A 7,637-nucleotide genomic window follows, 5' to 3' on the forward strand; every position below is an offset into this window, starting at 1 on the left:
GCCGACGCCGGGCCGGCCGCCGACGACCGGCCGCACGCCGGCGCCCCGCACGCCGGCGACCCGCGCGACAGCGGCCGGGCACTCAGTTGGTGACCGGCGCGTACCCGTGCTCCGCCGCCAGGACCGGCCGCAGCGCCCGGACGGCGTAGAAGTTCCGGGACTTGACCGTCCCCGGCGGCACCCCCAGCTCGACCGAGGCCTCCAGCACCGAACGGTCCTTCAGGTGCAGCTCGACCAGCACCTCGCGGTGGTGCTTCTGCACCCGCCGCAGCGCCAGCGCGATGTCCCGGGCGACCAGCACCTGCTCGTACGGGTCGTCGGCGACCGGCCGGTCCTCCACCGGCTCGCCGAAAACCTCCTTGGCGCGGGCGGCGGCCATCCGGTAGTGGTCGATCGCGATCCGCCGGGCGACGGTGAACAGCCAGGGGCGGCTGTGCTCCGGGCCGGCCGCGAGCGCCGCCGGGTTCTGCCAGGCGCGCAGCAGGGTCTCCTGGAGGATGTCCTCGGCCTTGCCGTGGTCGCCGCGGGTGGCCCGTAGCAGGGCGCGCAGCAGGTAACCCCCGTGCAGCCGGTGGATCTCGGCCAGGGAGTCGGGGTCGAGGGTCGGTCGGGCCGGGGCCGGCTCCGGGGTCGCCGCGGGGACGGCCGGGGGGCCCGCGGGCGGCTGGACTACGGGCGTGGGCTGAGCGACGGACTGCATCGACACGCGCTACCTCTCAGGTCGGGCAAGGGCACATGGCAGGGCTTCCGCCGGACATCCCCCGTGGCGGTTCACCCCAGCCTGCCGGGCGCCGCCAAGGACCTGCCAACGATCCGCCAACGCCCCGCCCCGCCGCGCCGGGCACCCGCCCCGTCGACGGGTGCCGCACCCGGTCCCTGCCCAGCCCCCGCTCAGTCCCCGTTCAGTCCCCGTTCAGCGCCTGCACCAGCTCCTGCACCCCGTCCTCGCCCCGGTGCTCGATCAGCACCGCGACCCACCCCGCCAGCCGCTCCCGCTCCGCCACCGTCCACCCCGGCGCCGACGGGTGCTCGTCCACCACCAGCGCCCGTGCCAGCCCCAGCAGCCCCGGCGTCGGCTCCGGCCGGCACCCCCGATCCGGCAGTACCCCCAGCGCCAGCCGCCGGGCGACCGCCGTCACCTCGGCCGCACTGCCCGCCGGCACCGCCAGCCCGGACGGCCCCGGCAGCACCGGCGCGCCCATCCGCACCAGCGCCGCGACGTACGCCCGCAGCTCCGGCCCGTCCGCTTCCATCCCGTGTTCCTCCCGTTCCGTCCCGCTCAACGTTGCGCCCGCCGAACGGGGTTCAGCCGCAGCCCGCGGGTGGCCGCCCCGTCAGTACGGGTACGGCCGGAAACCGCCGACCACGACCACCGATGCGACCGTCCCGTCCGCCGCCCGGCCGAGCCAGACCACATTGTCGTAGTCCGCCGTGAAGGTCACGAGGTCGGCCCCGAATCCGTCGTGGCGCACCCGCTCGAACCGGCCTGCGCCCAGCTCCTCCCTGGGCTGTGCCAGGTCGGTGCCGTCGCGCAGGTCCTGCTGGAACTGCCGGAACGGAAGGGTCAGTTCCTCCCAGGCCGTGGCGTCGGCGAAACACGCCACGGGGATGTCGGACACCGGGAAGCGGAACCGCCGACCCGGACGGAGGAACTCAGGGTCCTCGCCCACCCCGAGGGCGTTCTCCCAGGCGACCACCGGCGCCTCGGTCACGCGCAGCCGTACAGCGGCCACCTCGCAATCCTCCCCGTCCCCGTAGGACGCGGGTACCCACGCGGCCTCCACCCGGTAGCTGCCGGACGGGATCCGCTCGGCCAACTCCCGCCCCTCCGGCGTGTTCAGTTCGTAGTCGTCATCCGGCCACGGCGTGCTCACCACCAGCCGTCCGCTGGGCACCCGGATCGTGGTCACCTCCGTCACCTCGACCGTCTGGACGACCGTCAGCGGGTCGCTCCCCCGCACCCCCAGACCCTCGCCGGGGACGAAGACCGCCTCCAGCAGCGCCCGTTCATCCTGATCCGCCGCCAGGCGGGCATGTGTCGTGTGCGTCATGGCGGGAGCGTAGCGAGCGCCGCCGACAGTGGCGGGCCGGCCGGGGGCGGGTGCCCCCGGCCGGCCGTGGGTGCCGGGCGGGCCCTACTTCTTCGTCTGCGCCACCGGGGTCTGGTACGGGTGGTGGTGGGTGCCGCCGACGTGCAGTTCCTCGTCGGGCTTGGCGGCGAGCTTGGGCAGCACGTGGGTGCCGAACGGGTCGGTGACGGTCACGGTGGTGCCGGTGCGGCGCACCTCGTGCGGCGAGCCGATCGCATAGGAGGCGAGGGCGAGCCCGGTGCTCGGGGTCGGACTGGCGCTGGTGGTGGTGCCGAAGAGGGCGTTGGCGACGGTGAGGCTGGTCGGCGCCGTGCCGAGGGTGGTGTAGGCGGACTGTTCGCCGGCGTAGCCGCTGCCGAAGGCGGCGCCGCCGGTCACGGTGGTGCCGGTGGGCACGGTGACCGGCACGCTGGTGCCGGCCGGGCCCTGGACGGTGACCACGCCGCCCTGGACGTAGCCGCTGACGGTGCCGGCGTTCCGGGTCTGCTGCCAGGTGGCCTGCTGCTGGAGGGTGGTGCCGGCGTCGGTGAGGGTCTGGTTGACCATCGGGGTGTCGGCCGTGTACCAACCGCGGTAGGTGGACAGGATGTTCGTCAGGGTCTGCAGGGCGAGCCGGTCGTCGGTCAGGTTCGACTGGTGCATGAAGAACGGCCGGGGGTCGTTGCCGAGCACGTACCCGAGGGTGATCCTCACCTGCATCGGCAGCACGTAGTCCGCCCAGCCGACGTTCAGGTCCAGCGGCGGGATGCAGGTGGTGGTGGCCGGGTTGGCCTCGCAGTTGCCGCTGCCGCCGTTGGCCTTGGAGGTGTAGAGCCAGTTGTACTCGCTCACCTCGTCGGACTCGGTGGAGACGTTGTAGAAGACGTTGACCGGGTGGCGGGGCACGCCGAGCGCCGAGGCGATCTGCCGCTGGCCGGTCTCCCGGGAGGCGTCCACGCCGAGCCACTGGATGTTGTTCTGGCTGAGGGCGGCGAGGAAGTTCGGGTTGTCGTTGGGCTGCTGCGGCAGCATCACCGTGCCGGAGTGCTCGCCGGCGACCAGTTCGCCCGGCCGGAACGGCAGCCCGTTGGCCTGGCCGAACTGGATGTTCTGCTGGATCTGGCTGTTGACGGTGGCCTGGTCGACGTACTGGGTGGCGCCGGTGGAGTCGGTCTGGCACTTCCACGGGATCACGGTGAAGTTCTGCACGCAGCCCAGGAACGGGTGCTGGTAGGTGTGGTCGAGCCACATGAAGCTGTTCTTGTTCGCCAGCAGGGCGGTGGTCAGCGGGTCGGTGCCGCCGTTGGCCTCCGCGTAGTCCAGGCTGGGGCCGCCGTTGAACAGGAAGTCCAGGGTGTAGTCGTTCTGCTGCTCCCAGGCGACGGTGGCGGTGACGTCCGCGGGTGTCATCCGGATCGCGGTGGTCGCCGGGACGCTGCCGACGCAGTCGCCCTCGCCGGGGGTGCAGTGACCGCTCTGGCTCCACCGGGAGTTGGCGTTGAAGAGGTCGTCGATGTGGGCGGAGAAGTAGTTGCGCCAGTAGCCGAGGTGGACGCCCTTGGTGACCCAGTCCACGATGCCGTGTGCCAGCAGCCGGAACTGCTGCTGGTAGGAGTTGTAGGCGAAGGTCAGCACCAGCTGCTGGCGGCCGCCGGAGGTGTAGACCCCGGCGAGGGTGCCCTGGGTGCCGGTGCCGGGGATGGTCTCGGTCAGGTACGGCTCGAAGTGCGAGCCGGTGGCCGGGTTGTCGGGCAGCGGGGTGGGCAGGTAGCCGTACGATCCGCTGCCGCCGGCGGTGCCCTCGAAGGTCACCGGGCCGTTGAGGTAGTGGAAGGCGTCGGCCCGGGCGGAGGCGGTCGCGGTGGCGGTGGTGGCGTCCATCGAGCCGGACCAGGTGGGCGCGTTGAGGCCGGTGCCGGCGCCGGGCCAGACGTAGGCGTCCACCTGGCGGACCTGGTAGGTCTGCTCGTACCCGCTCAGCGTGCCGAGTTCGGCCGCGGAGAGCTGGGCCGGCGCGTCGTTGGGCAGCACGACGCCCTCGAAGTGCCCGTGCGGGGTGCCGTCGGCCAGGGTGTCGGCCAGGAAGCCGGCGGTGATGGTGGCACGGCTGGTGCTGGTCAGGTCGATGACGGTGGTCGGCACGCCCTCGGCGGAGAGCTGCTGCCGGATGCCCTCGACCCAGGGGTTGCCGTCGGTGACCACCAGGACGTTCAGGTCCACCCGCGAGGTCGTCGCGGAGGCGGGTACGACGGTGGCCAACCCGATCACCGCGGTGGCGACGGCCAGCGCGACGACGGGAAGGAAGCGGAAGGCTTTCACGCGAAAGCCCCCTGCGGTATTGCGGTGAGTCGACTCATGGCAGCCGATAATGCCCGCTCTGATCGGCCCCGCGCAGCCGCCTGGGAACAGGATTTACCAAGGGCTGGGGAATTGCTGACGATAGACCTCCCGGGGGCTGGCTCCAGGTCAATGTCCGTAGCGTGAACGGAATTTGATGAAAGCCTGAACAAGTGGCTCTGACCGGCGGTGATGCTCGTCCGGTCACCCTCCCCGGGGCTGCTGCCCCCCGGTTCTGGCGGGCGCCTGACAATACCCGCCGGCGCACGCCGACCGGGCTTTTCCGCACCGCCTCCGGAATACCGGCCAGGTCACATTCGGGCACTCCGCGCGAAGGCCCGTCCACCCGGCCGCCGGCGCCGCCGGGTGGCACACGGACGAGGCCCCGCCATCAGGACCCCGTCAGCGGTGCGTCAGCAGTGCGTCAATCCAGGCGTGGGCACGGGCGGACCGGCGCAAGCTGGGGGGCGTACCTGCAGGTCCGCAGGTCCTTCCGGAGGTGATCCGCATGTCCGTCGTCGCTGCGTTCCATTCCGTCGTCCCCGACGTGCGCCACCGGGGCCACGGGCTGCGCGCCGCGTTCGCGCAGGTGCTGGAGCGGCTGTCCGCCAGCCCGCTGGACAACTCCGTCCTGGGGGCGATGGGCGCGCCGCGCTCGACCGCCCGCCCGGCCGGGCTGCACGCCCACTGGCACCCCGTCACCCGCGAGGACGGGACTGCCGCACTCGAGGCCGACTGGCACCCCGGCTGCTGAGCGCGAGCGCCGTCAACGGGCCTCCCGGGGGCGGCGGTCGGCGGACGACCTCGGGCCCGACGCCACGCGAGCGGTCGGGCCCGAGGTCCTTGCCCTGTCGCGCCCACAACCGATAGACACGACTCCGGCACTGTGCGTGACATCCGGAGGCCCAGCCATGAGCGTGACGAATCGGTACCGGGACGCCTGGGAGGGCTTCTGGGGCGAGGCCCCCGAGGCGCCCGGCTCGGTGATCTGGGATGCCGAGCCGGCCCTCACCGCGGAGCGCCACCTCGCCCTGTTCGCGCCCTACTTGAGCGAGCCCCGGCTGCCCGTGGTCGACCTGGGCTGCGGCAACGGCCGGCAGACCCGCTTCCTCTCCGAGCACTTCCCCCGGGCCGTCGGGGTCGACCTCTCCGACACCGCCGTCGGGCTCGCCCGGCGCCAGGACCGGGCGGGCCAGGCCGAGTTCGCCCAGCTGGACGCCACCGACCCGGCCGCCGTCCGGGCCCTGCACGAGCGCCTGGGCGACGCCCACGTGTATGTGCGCGGGGTGATCCACCAGAGCGACCCGGCCGACCGCGGCCCGGTCGCCGAGGCCGTCGCCACCCTGCTCGGGTCGCGCGGCCGGGCCTTCGTCGTCGAACTGGCCGAGGCGGCCAAGGCCGTCCTGCGGGAGCTCGCCCAGTCCCCGGCCGGGCCGCCCGCCAAGCTGCGCCCGGTCCTCGCCCACGGCCTCGCCCCCGCCGAGGTGGCCGACGCGGCCTTCGACGGGCTGTTCCGCTCGGCCGGCCTCACCGTCCTGACCTCCGGCGAACTGCCGCTGTCCCTGACCGAGTTCACCCCGGACGGCGAGCGGATCGAGCTGCCGGCCTGGTGGCTGGTGGTCGGCCCGGACGGGCGGGAGCCGGCGCCGCGCTGAACCCGTTGACGCGGCGGGCTCGTTCGAGGAGTGTCGGGTCAAGTCGTCACAGCCGCGCGCGGAGCAGAGGGAGCCGGTCCATGGGCATCGCACGTCGTGATCTTCTCAGGTGGGGCGCCGGGGCCGGTGGTGCGGCCGCGGTCGGGAGCCTGTTCGGGGTGCCGTCCGCCGCCCGGGCATCGGGCACCTCGACCACCCCGGGCGGGCTGGCGACGGACAGTTGGATGGGCCGGCTGGACGGGAACCTGTCCCTGCTCGACCTCACCGTCCCCGGCACCCACGACTCCTGCTGCCAGAACCCCTGGTACGGCACCGAGTGGTCGCACACCCAGAACTGGGGCCTGCCCCAGCAGTTGCAGGAGGGCGTCCGCTTCCTGGACATCCGCTGCAACGGCCTGGAGGGGGCGCCCGACGAACTGGGGATCTACCACGCCGACGCCTACCAGCACCTCCGGCTCCAGGACGTGCTCGACCAGTGCCGGTCCTTCCTCCAGGCGCACCCGGGCGAGACGGTCCTGATGCGGCTGAAGAACGAGCACGCCGGCGGCCAGGCCCTGGACGACACGGAGTTCCAGCGGCGGGTGAACCACTACCTGGACGACCTGGGCTACCGCGCCCTGTTCCACCTCTACGGCTGGCCCACCCTGGGCGCGGCCCGCGGCAAGGTCGTGCTGATCGCCGACTTCGCCAACCCGTGGGGCCTGATCGGCTGGTCCAGCGGCCAGAACGACTGGTTCGACACCCAGGACGTCTGGCAGATCAGCGGACTCGACCCGCTGGGCGAGAAGGGCCGGGACATCGTCGCCCAGTTCGACAAGGCCTTCCTCAACCCGACCTACCCGAGGATGTTCGTGAACTTCCTCAGCTACGCCGGCGGCTACTGGCCCAAGACCAGCTCCCAGACCCTGATGGACCGCGCCGTCTACCCGTACCTGAACGCCCGCACCGGGCAGCGGGCCCGGTTCGGCATCGTGCCGATGGACTTCCCGGACTTCCATGTGAACGTGCTGCAGATGCTCATCGACAAGAACTTCGTCTAGCGGCCCCGGAGGGCCCCGGCGGCCGGGGCCCTCCGGGGGCGGCTCAGGAGGTCGGGGCGGCTCAGGAGGTCGGGGTCGCGCTCGGGGTGGCGCTCGCCGGATCCGGGGTGGGCGGGACCAGGACGCTCGCGCCGCCGGCGGGGTCGGTGACGAGTCCGGTGCAGCCGTCGCCGTCCTGCTGGTGGCCGCAGACCCGCAGGGTGGTGTCGGGCGCGGCGGCGTCGACCATCATCGAGTAGTTGTCGAAGCCCCAGTGGATCAGGGCGGTCTCCTGCCCGCCGGCGCCGGTGGTGATGGTGACGGTGTCCCCGGGGGCGCCGTCGGTGATCCCCGCCCAGGCGGCCCGGCAGCGGGGGCTGTAGTGGACGTACAGGACGACCTTGCCGATGTTGCCGGTCAGCAGGGTGCGGTCGTCGGCCTCGCACCCCATGGCCGCCGGGTCCTTGCCGGCGCAGCCGAGGCCCTGGCAGAGCCGGGCGGGCAGCGCGCTGGTGCTCGCCGCGGTCGCGGTCGGGGTGGTGGCCGGACGCCCGGCG

At 73.1% G+C, this 7,637-nt stretch carries 8 protein-coding genes; 3 read left to right on the forward strand and 5 right to left on the reverse strand.

Annotation, left to right across the window (positions count from 1 at the left end):
* Positions 1-82: 82 nt before the first annotated feature.
* From BG452_RS25455 to BG452_RS25470, 4 genes are all read right to left on the reverse strand, one after another.
* Complete coding sequence (locus BG452_RS25455; RefSeq protein ID WP_188306695.1) at positions 83-700, reverse strand: sigma-70 family RNA polymerase sigma factor; 618 nt, start codon at positions 698-700, stop codon at positions 83-85.
* Between the two features lie 202 nt (positions 701-902).
* Positions 903-1,253 (reverse strand): hypothetical protein, encoded by a 351-nt coding sequence (locus BG452_RS25460; protein ID WP_188306696.1) that lies wholly within the window; start codon positions 1,251-1,253, stop codon positions 903-905.
* A gap of 81 nt (positions 1,254-1,334) precedes the next feature.
* Entirely contained in the window at positions 1,335-2,051 is a 717-nt protein-coding gene (locus BG452_RS25465) for a DUF4241 domain-containing protein (protein ID WP_188306697.1), read from the reverse strand.
* A gap of 84 nt (positions 2,052-2,135) precedes the next feature.
* Positions 2,136-4,388, reverse strand: a complete 2,253-nt coding sequence (locus BG452_RS25470) for a hypothetical protein (RefSeq protein ID WP_188306698.1) — start codon at positions 4,386-4,388, stop codon at positions 2,136-2,138.
* A gap of 526 nt (positions 4,389-4,914) precedes the next feature.
* Between BG452_RS25470 and BG452_RS25475 the strand changes: the two genes are divergently transcribed.
* The 3 genes from BG452_RS25475 (at position 4,915) to BG452_RS25485 (ending at position 7,101) form a co-directional block, all read left to right on the forward strand.
* Positions 4,915-5,160: a hypothetical protein gene (locus BG452_RS25475; protein WP_188306699.1), complete on the forward strand. Its 246-nt coding sequence runs from the start codon at positions 4,915-4,917 to the stop codon at positions 5,158-5,160.
* A gap of 157 nt (positions 5,161-5,317) precedes the next feature.
* On the forward strand, positions 5,318-6,061 hold the full coding sequence (locus tag BG452_RS25480; RefSeq protein ID WP_188306700.1) for a class I SAM-dependent methyltransferase: 744 nt from the start codon (positions 5,318-5,320) through the stop codon (positions 6,059-6,061).
* Positions 6,062-6,141: 80 nt separating this feature from the next.
* A complete protein-coding gene (locus BG452_RS25485) occupies positions 6,142-7,101 on the forward strand; it encodes a phosphatidylinositol-specific phospholipase C (protein ID WP_188306701.1) in 960 nt (319 codons plus the stop codon).
* Between the two features lie 61 nt (positions 7,102-7,162).
* Here the strand turns inward: BG452_RS25485 and BG452_RS25490 are convergent.
* On the reverse strand, positions 7,163-7,637 hold a 475-nt coding region (locus BG452_RS25490; protein ID WP_188306702.1), incomplete at its 5' end, for a DUF2690 domain-containing protein.

The sequence above is a fragment of the Streptomyces sp. CBMA123 genome, assembly GCF_014596465.1.
GTDB lineage: Bacteria > Actinomycetota > Actinomycetes > Streptomycetales > Streptomycetaceae > Kitasatospora.

Coding starts and splice junctions, on each gene's coding strand:
- BG452_RS25455 (WP_188306695.1), bottom strand. CDS start 700: ATGCAGTCCGTCGCTCAGCCCACGCCCGTAGTCCAGCCGCCCGCGGGC.
- BG452_RS25465 (WP_188306697.1), bottom strand. CDS start 2,051: ATGACGCACACGACACATGCCCGCCTGGCGGCGGATCAGGATGAACGG.
- BG452_RS25475 (WP_188306699.1), top strand. CDS start 4,915: ATGTCCGTCGTCGCTGCGTTCCATTCCGTCGTCCCCGACGTGCGCCAC.
- BG452_RS25480 (WP_188306700.1), top strand. CDS start 5,318: ATGAGCGTGACGAATCGGTACCGGGACGCCTGGGAGGGCTTCTGGGGC.
- BG452_RS25460 (WP_188306696.1), bottom strand. CDS start 1,253: ATGGAAGCGGACGGGCCGGAGCTGCGGGCGTACGTCGCGGCGCTGGTG.
- BG452_RS25485 (WP_188306701.1), top strand. CDS start 6,142: ATGGGCATCGCACGTCGTGATCTTCTCAGGTGGGGCGCCGGGGCCGGT.